Annotated in this window: 1 pseudogene; it reads right to left on the bottom strand. The window is 65.9% G+C overall.

The window, feature by feature from the left end:
- Nucleotides 1-481 (bottom strand): annotated as a pseudogene (locus PY649_RS34845) (beta strand repeat-containing protein); the annotation flags it as partial.

The following is a 481-nucleotide window of genomic DNA, read 5'->3' as shown; positions in this document are numbered from 1 at the left end:
GGCAACCTGATCGGTGGAGAGGGCTGCGATCTGCGTGGACTTCAGGGCGGCGACCTGGCCGGTCTTCAGCGCACCGATCTGGTCGGTGGAGAGGGCGGCAACGTCGTCGGTGGAGAGCACGCCGATCTGGGTCGAGGTCAGGGCACCAACCTGGTCGGTGGTCAGGACCTTGGCCTGGTCGGTGGACAGAGCGCCGATCTGGCCGGTGGAGAGCTTGGCGATCTGACCGGTGGAGAGAGCGGCAACCTGATCGGTGGAGAGGGCAGCGACCTTATCGGAGGTGAGGCCAGCGAGAGCGGCGGTCGAAAGAGCGGCGATCTCGTCGGTGGAGAAGGTTGCGATGTCAGCGGTGGACAGAGCACCCACTTCGGAAGCGGTCAGGGCCTTGATCTGCGTGCTGTTGAGCGCGGCAACCTGATCGGTGGAGAGGGCTGCGATCTGCGTGGACTTCAGGGCGGCGACCTGGCCGGTCTTCAGCGCA

This window comes from Rhizobium mayense, from assembly GCF_030272705.1.
GTDB lineage: Bacteria > Pseudomonadota > Alphaproteobacteria > Rhizobiales > Rhizobiaceae > Rhizobium > Rhizobium mayense.
The sequence above is the reverse complement of the archived record's forward strand: the minus strand, read 5'-3'. Positions and strand labels throughout refer to the sequence as shown.